Consider the following 13,291-nt stretch of genomic DNA (forward strand, 5'->3'; position numbering starts at 1 on the left):
ACCCGGCTGCGTGCCGGTACCTCAGGAGTTTACCGGCTGAACAGCCAATTGCGAGGGGCTGTTTTGTTGACGTTCATCTCTTGTCCGGTTCTTGCCGATCACTGGTTCACCCGTTCGCCGGAAACACCCGGGGCGGTGGGCGTCGCCCTTCGGGCGATCTGTGGAAGAGGCACAAGAATGGCGTGTGCGTGAGGCACACTGTCGGGGGATGACGCGTCGCCGCTGACGCCCAGCCCGGTCCGACGGCGTGGCAGCGGCTGGCCCTCAGGCTCGATATGCGTTGCTGCTCAATGGCTCTCGGATCGATGAAAGGATCGGTAAAGGTGCGCCACTTCGACCACCTGTCGCAGGACGTTCGGGACGAGTTGTTCTCGCTCGCCCCCGGCGAGTTCGACCGCACGAGTGGGCGGACGGTGCTGGCCAACGCCCTGGGCGCGACGTTGTACATCCCCGGAGTGCGGACCGACCTGGTCAAGGCGATCACCAAGCGGGCGGCCGACGGTGTGCGCTCGGTGGTGATCGATCTGGAGGATGCGGTCGCGGACGACCAGGTCGACGGCGCGGTGGTCAACGCCATCGACGCGATCACGGAGTTGAGCGACGCTGATCAGCAGACCCTCCTGTTCGTGAGAGTCCGTACCCCCGAACACATCCGTGATGTCATCGCCGGCATCGGCGATTCGAGCTCGGCATTGAACGGGTTCGTGCTACCGAAGTTCTCGGCGTCGACCGGGGCGCGATTCCTGGGCGAGATCCTGGCCGCGTCCGACCGCGTCGGCACCCGACTGTTCGCCATGCCCGTGCTGGAGACCCCGGACGTCCTGTACCGGGAGAGTCGGACCGAGGCCCTCTCGGCCATTCGTGATCTGCTGGGCCAGTACCGCGAGATGGTCCTGGCCGTCCGGTTCGGTGCCACCGATCTCTGTGGCCTGTACGGGATCCGGCGCGATCGTGACCTGAGCATCTATCACGTCGGGGTCGTGGCCGAGCTGATCGCCGAGGTGGTCAACCACCTCGGGCGCGCGGACGGGACGGGGTACACGATCACCGGGCCTGTGTGGGAGTACTTCGCCGGCCACGAGCGGATGTTCCGTCCGCAGCTGCGGGCCACCCCGTTCGAGTCCCGCCACGCGAAGTCGTTCCGCCACCAGTTGGTGACCAACGACGTGGACGGCCTCATCCGGGAGATCGTGCTCGATCGGGCGAACGGGCTGACCGGAAAGACGGTGATCCATCCGTCGCACGTCGCCGCGGTGCACGCACTGTCCGTCGTCCCGCACGAGGAGTTCAGCGACGCCTCCGACATCCTGGGGTCAGCCGAGGCCGGTGTCCGCGCGTCCGGCTACCGCAACAAGATGAACGAGATGCGCCCGCACCGGCGCTGGGCCGAGCGCATCCGCGACCGCGCCGCGGTCTTCGGGGTGGCCAACCCCGACATATCGCACGTCGAGATCCTCACCGCCTTGTTGGACGGGTGACGGTGACCGACTTCGGGTCCTCGACGGCCGTCGGGCCGGCTGATCCCACCCGGTGGATGCGTACGCAGTTCGGAGTGACGCTGCGGACCGTCTCGTCACCGGTGGGGTTGGACATCGACGACCTGGTCGGCGTGGCCGCCCGCCGAAATCCGCGACGGGCCCACCTGCTGGTGTCGACCGTGCTCGGCAAGCACATCCCCGTCGATCCGCGCCTGGTGATCGCGTCCGGTCGTCTGCTCGGTGAGTTGGTGGCGCAGACCCTGGGGATCGCGCAGCCGGCCGACTGGTCGGACGTCGCCGCCACCGCGGTGCGATCCGGTGACGGGTCACCTCTGCTCGCACCGCTCGATGCGATGCGGGCCGGCCGGGCCGTGACGGCGGTCGAGGTGCTCGGTTTCGCCGAGACGGCAACCGGTCTGGGCCATCTGGTGGCCGATCAGCTGCGGGCCGCGTGCTACCTGCACTCCACTCGCCGGGCGGTGCCGGGGGTACCGGTGGCCGGCACTTTCGAGGAGGGTCATTCGCACGCCACCAGTCACCTCCTGCTGCCGGTGCCGGACGATCTGCTCGACACCGATGGGACGTTGGTGCTGGTGGACGACGAACTGTCCACCGGCAAGACGGCCATGGGCACCATCGAGGCGATGCACCGACGCCGACCACGCGCCCGGTACGTGCTGGCCAGCCTGATCGACCTACGGACGACACACGACGAGGGTGAGATGGCGCTGCTGGCCGAGCGTCTCGGCTGCCGGATCGATGTCGTCTCGCTGGCCCGGGGCCGCGTCGACCTCCCCGACGGGTTGACCAGCGCCGTGGCCGACCGCCTGGCCGGACTGGCGTCGATCGACCCCGGTACTCCGCTTCCCGTTCCCTCGGCCGTCCTCGACGTCATCGACATCGCCTGGCCGGCCACCATTCCTGACGGTGGTCGGCACGGATTCCTGACGCGCGACCGGGAGCCGTTCGACCGCGCCGTCGACGCCGCATCGGTCCGGCTGTCTGCCGCGGTTCGCTCGCGGGTGCCCTCGGGCGGGCGGGTGGTCGTCATCGGCTCGGAGGAACTGATGTATCTCCCGCTGCGGTTGGCGACCGAACTGACATCGGAGTTCGACGTCGGGTTCCAATCGACCACCCGCTCCCCCGTGCTGGCGGTGGACGATCCGGGCTATCCGGTTCGACGGCACGTCCGGTTCGCCGATGCCGAAGGTGACGTCGACGCCCCTCGGTTCGTGTACAACGTGGCCGACCCGCACACCGGTGCACGACCTGATCTGGTGGTGCTGGTCGCGGACGCCGACTCGGCCGTCCTGCGGGGCCCCGCCGGCGCGGCCGCCGCCCTGGCCGCCGCCGGGTTCCCGGTGTTGCTGGCCGTACTGGATCCGGTGGATCCGACCCTGTTGCAGCAGATCAGGAGGACCTCTGTGCTTCCCCCGCCACTGACCGGACCGACCTTCGGTTCCTACGCCGCCGGTGAGGTGCAGTGGCTGCTCACCGACCTGTCCGGGGTCGATCTCGAGGGCGATGTGGCGCACCGGGAAGCGGCCATCCAGGCCGGGACGGCCCACTACGCGGAATCCTTGCCGATCGAATTCCAGCCCGACGCGGCCTATCAGGAATTGTTCTCCACGGTTCTGTCCGAGTCGGCCGAGCGTTTGGCTCTGGCCGTCGGGCGCGTGACGGAATTGGTGCTGGCCGAACGCGGCCACGATGTCGTGCTGGCCTCGCTGGCCCGCGCCGGCACCCCGATCGGCGTGCTGATGCGCCGCTGGGCCGCCTTCCGACACGGTCTTGAGCTTCCGCACTACGCTCTCTCGATCGTGCGCGGCCGAGGGATCGATCGTGTTGCGCTGCAGTATCTTGCTCGTCATCACGACCCCGCATCGGTGGTCTTCGTCGACGGCTGGACCGGCAAGGGCGCGATCGCCAAGGAATTGACCGCGGCCCTGCTGGAGATTCGCGAAGAATTTGGCCCGCATTTCAATGACGAATTGGCGGTTCTGGCCGATCCGGGGCACTGCGTCCGGACTTTTGGAACGCGAGATGATTTCCTGATCGCTTCGGCCTGCCTGAATTCCACCGTTTCCGGACTGGTGTCCCGGACAGTGCTGAACGATGCGTACATCGGCCCTGGACAGTTCCACGGGGCAAAGTTCTACGCCGAGCTGGCCGGCGGCGACGTGTCCAACGTCCTGTTGGACACCGTCTCGGCTGCCTTCCCTGCGGTCGTCGACGAGGTGTTGTCCGGTCTGGACGACTTGGCCGCCTCCGACCGGGAGCCGACCTTCGCCGGTTGGCAGGCCATCGAGCGGATCCGCGAGGAATACGGGATCGAATCGGTGAACTTCGTCAAACCCGGTGTGGGAGAGACCACTCGGGTGCTGCTGCGGCGGGTTCCATGGCGGATCCTGGTACGAGAGGCCGACCATCCGGATCACGCGCATCTGCGGTTGTTGGCCCGGCAGCGCGATGTCCCGGTCGAGGTCCGGCCGGAGTTGCCGTACTCATGCGTCGGGTTGATCCGGCGCGTGTCCGCCACTGAACCAGGAGAAGGTTGATCAACGGATGACGTCCGCACCGGCCGGGACCAACGGCCGCACCACCATGATCGCCAGCGACCTGGACCGAACACTCATCTACTCGCCGTCGGCCCTGCAGTTGGCCACAACTGACGAGACGTCACCCAACCTGGTGTCGGTGGAGATCTTGGAGGGTCGGCCGCACTCGTTCACGTCGCTGACGGCCACCCGCCGACTGGCCGAGCTGGCCCGGATCGCGACCTTCGTTCCGACCACCACCCGCACGATGGCCCAGTACCAACGGGTGCGGTTTCCCGGAGTCACGCCGAAGTACGCCATCACCAGCAACGGCGGACACATTCTGGTCGACGGCCAGCCGGACGAGGCGTGGCACCGGTCGACGGAGTCGGCCATCGCCGCGTGCGACGCAACGCTGGCCGACGTCAAGCACGAACTTCGGGCCCGGAGCCAGGAGGACTGGGCGATCAAGCGGCGGGTCGGTGACGATCTGTTCTGCTACATCGTCGTCGACCTGGTTCGTCTGCCGGACGGATTCATCGAGTCGTGGACGCAGTGGTGCGGCGAACGCGGGTGGAAGGTCTCGGTGCAGGGCCGCAAGATCTACGCCATCCCGAAGCCGCTGTCCAAGGAGCGGGCGGTGCTGGCGGTCGCCCGCCGGGTCGGAGCCGACCACGTGGTGGCCGCCGGCGACGGCGCCCTCGACTCCGGATTCCTGATGGCGGCTGATGCCGGGATCCGACCGCCGCACGGGGAGCTGGCCGCCCTCGGTTGGGAGCATCCGACCGTGCGTATCGCCGACCGGATCGGCGTACTGGCCGCCGACGACATCACAGCCTGGTTCGCCGAGCAGGTCCAGCTCGCGTCGTCCCTGTTCCCCGCCGAAGTTGTTGCCGCACAGTAGTTCTCGTCTGTGCTCGGGTATTGCTCCGCGGCTTCCGTCACCGTGACGTATCGGTGGCAGGTCCCCGGATTCGGGGGTCGAGGGCCGGTTTCGAAGATCTTCGGTTCTCCGGCCCTCGACAGCCCGCTATTCGGTCTCGGGTGATCCATTTCGGCGCTGATTCAGAGCGGCCGGCGCCATGATGCCGACAATTCTCTCCAGGTCGTCCACCGTCGCGAACTCGACGATGATCCGGCCCTTCTGCTTGCCCAATTCGACCCGAACGCGAGTGTCGAATGTGTCGGACAGGGTCGTTGCGAGTTTGGCCAGGCTCGGCATGACGAGCTTCTTGGGCGTCGCCCGTTTCGGTTTGGCCGTCCGTCCGGCCATCAATACGACCGCCTCCTCGGTTCCACGCACCGAGAGGCCCTCGGCGACCACCCGGGTCGCCAGCTCCTCCTGATCGTCGGCCGTCTCCAAGGAGAGCAGCGCGCGTGCGTGGCCGGCGGACAGCACGCCGGCGGCGACCCGACGCTGGACGGCGACCGGGAGCCTCAGCAGCCGGATGGTGTTGGAGATGACGGGGCGGCTGCGCCCGATACGAGTCGCCAACTCCTCCTGCGTCACGTCGAATTCCTGCAGCAGCTGCTGGTAGGCCGCAGCCTCTTCCAGCGGGTTCAGGTTGGCGCGATGGATGTTCTCCAACAGGGCATCGCGCAGCAGATCGGCATCCTCGGTCTTGCGGATGATCGCGGAGATCGTGGTCAACCCGGCCCGCTGGGCGGCTCGCCACCGGCGCTCCCCCATCACCAACTCGTAGCCGTCGGCGACCTGACGAACGACGATCGGCTGCAGCAGCCCGAACTCGCGCAGCGAGTGTTCCAACTCGCTCAGCGCGTCCTCGTCGAACACAGTGCGCGGGTTGCGTGGATTGGGCCGGATCTGTTCGATCGGCACCTCCTCGTACCGCGGGCCGTCGACGACGGGGGTCGCCCCAGCTCGCTCGGTCGACGTGGTGTCGGAGGCCGCGGCCCCGGCGTCGGTGTCTCCAGCCGACCGGTCGCCGGCGGTGGGTTCGGCGGGGATATCTGTCGCCGGCGCCGAGTTGTTCGCCGTTCGATCGTCGCGCTCTTCGGCGGTCGCGCCGGTGCTGGCGCCGCCGTTTCGCGCACCGTCGTTTCTCGCACCGTCGATCGGGTCGGCCGTCCCCTGCTCAACGGTGGCCTTCTCGGAGGCCGCGGTCTCGGGCCCGTCAGTGCGGGTTTCGATGCGTTTGGTCGACCCACCCATGAAGACGTCGGAGACGACGTTGGTCTGCGGGCCGGTCGGGATCAGAGCGGCCAGGCCGCGGCCCAGGCCACCTTTGGGCTTGCTCATGAGGGCTCCTTCGCGCCGCGTTGGGCGATTTCACGTGCTGCATCGAGGTAGCTCATCGCGCCGCGCGAGCCGGGGTCGTACGTCATGACGGACTGGCTGTAGCCCGGCGCTTCGGAGATCTTCACCGAGCGCGGGATGACCGACGCCAGGACCTTCGGACCGAAGTGATTGCGGACCTCGTTCGCGACCTGGTCCGAGAGCTTGGTGCGCCCGTCGTACATGGTGAGCAGGATGGTCGACACGTCGAGTGTCGTGTTCAGGTGCTGCTTGACCAGGTCGATGTTCCGAAGCAGTTGGCCGAGGCCCTCGAGCGCGTAGTACTCACACTGGATGGGGATGAGCACCTCGTGGGTCGCAACCATCGCGTTGACGGTCAACAGTCCGAGCGACGGCGGGCAGTCGATGAAGACATAGTCGAACTCCGCCTCCACTCCGTCGATCGCCTTCTTCAACCGCGATTCGCGTTCCTCCATCCCCACGAGTTCGATCTCGGCGCCGGCCAGGTCGATGGTGGCCGGGATGCAGCCGAGTCGGGGCGCGTCCGGACAGGTCTGGATTGCCTCCGCCGCGGTGTACTCCCCGATCAGCACCTCGTAGATCGACGGCGTTCCGGTCGTGCGTTCCACGCCGAGTGCCGTGCTCGCGTTGCCCTGCGGGTCAAGGTCGATGACCAGGACGTGCAAGCCGGCCAGTGCCAGGGCCACCGCGATGTTGACCGTGGTGGTGGTCTTGCCGACGCCGCCCTTTTGGTTGGCCACGCTGAACACTCGACGATGACGCGGCCGGGGCATGGTCAGTTCACCGCTGCGAACCTCGACGGCCTGGCGTGCTGCGCGAGCGATTGGTGTGTCGTCGAACTCCACTGTTTCACGTGAAACATTGGTCTCGGACCCCACTCGACCTCCTGATGTCAGGTCTGCCGCGGGTCAAGTTTCCCAACGGTAGGACAGGCCGACGCGCGAGCGTCGGCCCGAGAAGAGACTACGTGAGTTGAGTATCGCTGACGGCCCGCCTCGTCTCGGGGACGTGTGGACAAGTTCGCCGCTGGCCGGGTCAAAGTCGGTCCCTGTGCTTTGCTTGGGGTGGAGCCTGGGGTTCGGCGCTTGGGGTTCGGGATATGCCTCTCCGTTGCTGATTCGTATCCCTGTAGGAGTGATAGGTCAACGCCTCATCCCTGGAGGTCCGTCGACGCCGCGGTTCGATTGCGAGCTACGTCTCCCGGTCCGTCGGTGAGGAGGAGTCAGGTGGGTGGAGCCGACGCACGACCCGCCCCCCTGCTGCCGTCCGGAGATGGCGCCGTTGCTTCAACGCCCGGCATCGGGTCGGCGATCGGATGGTCGGACGAGCCCGTCGCACGGACTCACGACTTAGCTACTGTCTGGGGGCGACGCTCGGGCACCACCGCCACCTCCACGTGGTCGACGATCGTCGGGTCGGACGAGCCCCGCGCACCGACCCACCATCACTGTTGCCGCCCGGAACTGGCGCCCCACGACCGCCACCTCGTCGATCGCCGGGTCGAGCGAGCCCGGTGGACGGACCCACTACTACTCCCGGCCGGTACCGGCGCCGCGCCCTCACCACCTCCGCCGGATCGACTGACGATCATCGGGTGGGTTCAAGCCGCCACGCAGCCGGATGTCATACACGGAATGCGGTCACCGGGTGAGTGCTGAACCTGTCCTCGGCCGGCCTGGGTGCGCGGGGCGGCGGTGGCCGCCACTTCGGTGGTATCGCCGGGCGCTCCGGGCTCGATGACACGCTGACGCAGTAGGAGATCCGCGGGTGCTCAGGGTGCTGCGGGCTGCCCGGGGTGCGTCTGCATTCGGGGGGCGGCCGGCTCGACGATCCGGCTACGTCTCCCCCGAGCCGCTGCTCACCAGTAATCGGACGCCTGACAACGTTCGTCGAGCGAATGTTTCACGTGAAACGTCGGCCGGCCTCCCCTGCCCATGACTCCTGCGCGACCACTCGGCGGCCGGGTGCGAGCGAGCAACCCCATCTCCCTCCGCACGGCTGGGGCGTCCCGCCAGAAGGCTGGCCGCTTCGCCGGTTCTGGCTCTGGGCCACCGATCGACAAGGGCCGGCCGTGGCATACGCGCCCGCCCCGACCACGCCCGGTTCACCGCGCGGTGATCGAGCCAGGGTGTGGTTCACCGCGCGCAGACCGGCCAGACCGTTGGGTCTTCGTCGACCATGGGCTGCCCGCACGTCGCGTCGTTTCGTTGCGGACGATTCGCGCATCACCCCACGAGAGGAGATGACTTCCGGAGCCAATGAGGAGCGGCCCGTCCAAGTTTGAGCTCGACCGAACCACTCCTTCACCCAGCCGCCCGAGATGCAGTCCCCGCCATCCGAGGCCACTCCTCCCCACCCACAGCAGACTCGCTCCACTCGCAACCGCGCGCCGGCCGGCGCCCGCCGTCGTCGACCTCAGCTGGCATCACCCCGCGCCGCTCATCGGCGCGACGGTTCACCGGCGCGTAGGAGCGACCGAACCGGCAGACCACAGCCCGAGGCGACTGCGGCTCGGCTCCGGTGGGAGGACGAGACGCGACTCTCTCGGACTCGTCGGCCAGATTCATGGCCAGTGCTTCAGTCGATCGGACTGCGTGGGGCTGCTATGTCCACATGCGGTCCGCTCACGTTCACGGCACTGGATCGGCCCCCCGGCCGGTTTGCCGGTGAGCCGAGCAAGCTCGTTTGAGTGGGTGCGCCGGAACACCGATACCCACCCAGTGCACCAATCGCAGTCCCGCTTCGGCAGACCCCGTCTTGTGGCCTCTGATTTGGCCTCCGGGCGTGAGCGGCCGGCTGCGGCGGCTCATGTTTCACGTGAAACATCTCGTCCTCGGCCTGTCGCTGCTTTCTGCGCCGCCCGCAGCAGGGAAGTTCGCGCAGCTCTCCGCGGTCCCCATCGCACCGGGTCTGCTTCGATTCCGTTCCAATACGGTCAATGCTCACCGATGCGAGCTTGGGCCTTGGAGATTGCTCGAGCTTCGGTTGGCGGCGGCGCTGGCGCAGGATGGCGCTCAGCCGCGGGGGTAGGCGTTCACTTCCGGTCTCGGTCGGGATATCGCGAGCCGGTCTGGCAACGGGATGGCTAAGGGCCGGTTGAACCCCGGCCGTTAGGCATCGCCCTTCACGACGCACGGTGCCGCGGCGGCGAACCACTGCCCTGAACCTCTCCCGCTCGGTTTGGTCGCCTCGCTTGGGGTCGGTCGTCTCCAGCTGTCCGGGTTGGTCGTCTCCACGTCTCTTGGTTGGTCGTCTCCACGTCTCTTGGTTGGTCGTCTCCACGTCTCTTGGTTGGTCGTCTCCAGCTGACTCGGTCGGTCGTCTCCAGCTGTCCGGGTTGGTCGTCTCCAGCCAAGCACGGATGTGCTGAGGTCCCGGCCCAGCCCCTCGGCCCGCCCCACCCCGCCGGCGATGGGCTGTCCTCGTCATCCTTACTGACGCTCGGACGATCGGCAGGACCTGAGGACCACTCCGCGTACGTGATCGCGCGACGACCTTCGGTGTTTCACGTGAAACATCGAGTCGGGCCGGCTGGCTTCAACGACTGGTAGTCGCGGTTGCTAGAAGTCACTCAACTCGTCTTGTCGAAGGTCAACGTGACAGTGGCCGCACTCGGTCCCCCGCTCGCGAAGCCTGCGGCTGTTGAACCACTTGGCCCGTCCCCCCAGCGTGGCCCAGCTTCCCGCGACCCGCCAAAGCGCGCGCATTGGTCTTCGTTCATCGGGCCAGCTGCCACCGAGCACGGCGGCCAGGTCCTCGATCCTGATTGCGTCAGTTGCCTAAACTTGTGAACGTGACCCCATGGAGCGTCACACCATCCTGCGTTCGGGACTCACCCCGGTGCAGTCCGCAGTGCATCGGCCGCGGTCTGACATCCCTGCGACGTGGAGGCCCGTCGATCGTCTGTCGGCCGACCGTGCCACCACGCTTGCTGTACATCGTGGGCAGAGCCAGGCGCGGGGCGGCCTCGCGGAGAGAATCTGACAAGACCCCGGTCGCTGTGATTAGGACCTCGACAGACACAGCCGGGCGTCCCTTCTCGCCCCCTGCCTGCCTCCCTGTGAATCCAAGCTTCGAGAGGCGAGCCGGCATCCGACCAGCACGTGACGTACCCACGGGGACTGGCACAGTGTTCTCCGAGGCCGCGGTGGCCTAGGCCCACGTGTTGAAGGGGGTCTTGTCGGCGACCAGAGGATGCCGATCGCGAGTTGCGCCCTACCCCGATCACGCCGGGGCGATGTTTCACGTGAAACATGGACTCCGGCGTGGCCACAGGTACCCGCCACTGCCGCCACCATCCCACCTCCACAGGCGATCCGGTTGGGTCGGGTTCCGGGTCGTGAGACCCGGCCCGAGGTTCGGGCCCGCTCGCGCTCAATGGGATCAGCGTTCCGAGATGGCGCAACACAGATCGATGACTGACGCGAGCAGCCCGCCATGTTCTCCCTTGGCACCTGGACGCCGGCGCGTGTACTCCAGACGGACGCCGGATCGGAAAGCATTGGGAAGGGCCACCGGAAATGGTGCCTCCGTCGTCACCACGCGACCACCAAGACCATCGATCGATCCCAGGCTGCTCGATGTTTCACGTGAAACATCGACGGGCGTAGAGGCGCCCGGATCGCCGAGCCGGCGATTCACCTCGGCAGTGCGCCACCGGCCAGGTACCGGTCAGGCCGCCCGAGGACCAGTCCCCGCGACATCGTCCGCGTCGCGGTCGCGGTCGCGGTCGCGGTCGCGCCTCGCGGTGAGAGGGATGAATATCCCACTTGCCGCAGTTCATCCACCAACTCGTCCTGGGATTTCATACAGGCCGCCCGGTGAGGCGGATTGACACCACCCAGCCTTGCTGAATTCCGCACGCCCGGACCTTCTGGGCCACTTAACGCCTACTTTCCAATCAAGGAATTGCCGGACGACCAAGGCCGGCACCGCGATTGACCGCCGACAGACGCAGCCCGAACGAAAGCGTTCGAAACCGCCGATCTTCACTCTTGGCCGACCCGCCAGTCCGTCTGCGTCGGCTGACCCTGTGCGGCGGGCTGATCCCTACACGCCAAGACGCTTGCCGCACAGAGACCACCGGACGGCCGTACCCGACACTCGCCGGCGGGAAACACGTCGGCTCGCACTCGGAGCGGCAGTACCCCAAACACGCGCAGTCCAGTTCAAGGGTGGTCACTTGACACACAGCGCCGCACCATCCGAGCGGACCGCCGAACGACCCCGAGTCGCGGGACCGAACCGTCGTCGTATCGACCATCCGCCGTCCAGGCTGCCCGTGCGGTAGTCGGCATCCATTCCGGCGGCACTCGGCGCCATTTCGTGTCCTTCGAATCGGTCACCGAGGCACGCCACCCACTGGCTGAGGGTCGTCAGCGACGCCGTCCCGGTGGATGAGCCGCTGACGGAGATCTCGAGAAGGAAACGGCGCCGAAAGAGATTGCCACCGGACGCAAGAAGGCCGAAGGGACCCGGTCTCAATTCCACCCAGCGCCGTTACCCGCCGTGCCCTGCGCGGAACCCCGACATAACGGGCCAAAGCGGAGATTCAAGGCAGCGACACCGTCAGCGGGTCCACGTCCTCCACTCCAGTGGCGCTCCCCCGCCGACCGGCCGTCTGCCGATCGGCCGTCTCGGTCGTGACCGACCCGCGCCTCGGGTCGCCGAACATGCCCGTTGGGCGCAAGTCGTGGCAGGACACTGAAGTAGCCCCGGAACCAGCTACGGTGCGCGCGCAGCCAGCTCGTCATCCGCCATACGGCCGAATGGAGGTCAGCCACGAACACGTGGACAGCAGCTCGCATTGCGTCACGGTGACGATTACTCTCCGGAGTGGGCTAATCACCATGCCCTGATCTCGACATCTCGGATGTCGTCACTACCGCGGCGGTTGACCAGACGGAGGGCCACCACATCGACCGGAATCGGCAAGGCGTCCCCGGCCAAACGTCGCCCGAACCGTGACCGACCCCATGGGCAGCCAGTGCGCCCTGCAAGCAGCATCTACGGACCGGGCTCGCGGCCGACTCCGCCGGGAACCATCACCGGCGCATTCGCCGTGACGTCTCCGACCGGGCGAAGGTCCGCACTCGCCAGACGTGAAGAGAACGGCCGAACACTCCAAGCGGAGTCGAGCTCTCCGTCACGGGGCGCACGGAAAAGCAGCCGCTGCACGCGCAATGCGACTCACCTTCGACGTTGAATTCACCTGCTACCCACCCTGAATTCCGGATCACACGCTATCGTCGACGGGTGCCGCCCGACCTCTTCTTACCGGCCCGAGCGGATGCGGAAATGCGATGGCCGCGAATAACAATCGTTTCCGGATCCACCAATCCGTGCCCGACGGACACCACCTCCAGATCGACCAGGCCAAGGGCCCGGACGGCCGCCCCATCCCGAACGATCTCGTCAGCGGCACTGGAACCCTTGAGCGCCAACAGTTCTCCACCGATGCGCAACAAAGGAACGGACCAGCGGGCCAGCCGTTCCAACGGCGCAACAGCCCGAGAGGTCACCACATCGGCGCCACCACATTCGTCGACGACGTCGTCGGCGCGGCCTCGGACGACACGGCAGTTCGTCAAGTCAAAATCCGCGACGATCTGTTGCAGGAATACCGTTCGTCGCTCCAGTGGCTCGACCAGGACGATCTCGCAATCCGGCCGGCAAATGGCCAACGGAATACCGGGCAATCCGGCGCCCGATCCGATGTCTACGACTCGTTGGCCGGCCGACAACAATTCACCGGCCACGGCCGAATTCAGGACGTGCCGGCTCCAGAGTCGGGATGCCTCGCGGGGCCCGATCAGACCACGACGCACGCCGTCGCTGGCCAGCGCCTCGACGTATCGTCGGGCGATCTCGACCCGCTCACCGAACAGGCCCACGGCAGCAGGTGGCTCGGCCTCGATATCGGTCGGAGGTGCGACCGGCGTGCTCGCAACCGTCAGTGACGACGGCCCCACCGATTCCGCGGTGGGGCCGTCGTCACC

Annotated in this window: 6 protein-coding genes; 3 read left to right on the forward strand and 3 right to left on the reverse strand. The window is 67.1% G+C overall.

The genetic code is table 11. The features are described 5' to 3' along the window. Positions 1–290 precede the first annotated feature (290 nt). The 3 genes from BLS97_RS07625 to BLS97_RS07635 are packed head-to-tail and all read left to right on the forward strand — an operon-like array spanning position 291 to position 4,919. Positions 291–1,478 (forward strand): HpcH/HpaI aldolase/citrate lyase family protein, encoded by a 1,188-nt coding sequence (locus BLS97_RS07625; protein ID WP_090475459.1) that lies wholly within the window; start codon positions 291–293, stop codon positions 1,476–1,478. Positions 1,479–1,534: 56 nt separating this feature from the next. Next, a complete protein-coding gene (locus BLS97_RS07630) occupies positions 1,535–4,036 on the forward strand; it encodes a phosphoribosyltransferase (RefSeq protein ID WP_090481628.1) in 2,502 nt (833 codons plus the stop codon). Between the two features lie 7 nt (positions 4,037–4,043). Continuing rightward, positions 4,044–4,919, forward strand: coding sequence for an HAD family hydrolase (locus BLS97_RS07635; protein WP_090475460.1), 876 nt, complete (start codon positions 4,044–4,046; stop codon positions 4,917–4,919). Between the two features lie 126 nt (positions 4,920–5,045). Here BLS97_RS07635 and BLS97_RS07640 read toward each other — a convergent pair whose 3' ends face one another. The 3 genes from BLS97_RS07640 to rsmG all read right to left on the reverse strand — a co-directional run bounded on the left by BLS97_RS07640 (position 5,046) and on the right by rsmG (position 13,210). After that, positions 5,046–6,275 carry a ParB/RepB/Spo0J family partition protein gene (locus tag BLS97_RS07640; protein WP_090475461.1) on the reverse strand — a complete coding sequence of 410 codons (1,230 nt, stop codon included), beginning with the start codon at positions 6,273–6,275 and terminating at the stop codon, positions 5,046–5,048. Next, positions 6,272–7,171 (reverse strand): ParA family protein, encoded by a 900-nt coding sequence (locus BLS97_RS07645; RefSeq protein WP_331710764.1) that lies wholly within the window; start codon positions 7,169–7,171, stop codon positions 6,272–6,274. The genes BLS97_RS07640 and BLS97_RS07645 overlap by 4 nt, the downstream gene beginning before the upstream one ends. Before the next feature lie 5,364 nt (positions 7,172–12,535). After that, a complete protein-coding gene (gene rsmG / locus BLS97_RS24445; RefSeq protein ID WP_090481634.1) occupies positions 12,536–13,210 on the reverse strand; it encodes a 16S rRNA (guanine(527)-N(7))-methyltransferase RsmG in 675 nt (224 codons plus the stop codon). Between the last annotated feature and the right edge of the window lie 81 nt (positions 13,211–13,291).

This window comes from Nakamurella panacisegetis (genome assembly GCF_900104535.1).
In the GTDB taxonomy this organism is placed as follows: domain Bacteria; phylum Actinomycetota; class Actinomycetes; order Mycobacteriales; family Nakamurellaceae; genus Nakamurella; species Nakamurella panacisegetis.